The sequence below is a fragment of the Streptococcus downii genome (genome assembly GCF_004353325.1).
Classification (GTDB): domain Bacteria; phylum Bacillota; class Bacilli; order Lactobacillales; family Streptococcaceae; genus Streptococcus; species Streptococcus downii.
On the sequence record NZ_MZNX01000005.1, the window covers coordinates 54,374 to 54,574 of the forward strand.

General features: G+C 48.3%; 1 pseudogene. It reads left to right on the forward strand.

Annotation, left to right across the window (positions count from 1 at the left end):
• Window positions 1-201, forward strand: a pseudogene (locus E2R31_RS10070) (hypothetical protein); the annotation flags it as partial.

Here is a 201-nt window from a genome sequence, read left to right on the forward strand (position 1 = left end):
CTGATTGAAGCAGACACGCTGTTGCTCAAGCTTGTGCTTACTGATTGGCTCGCACTGATTGACGCTGATACGCTGTTGCTCAAGCTTGTGCTTGCTGATTGGCTCGCACTAATTGATGCAGACACACTGTTGCTCAAGCTTGTGCTTGCTGATTGGCTGGCACTAATTGAAGCAGATACGCTATTGCTCAAGCTTGTGCTT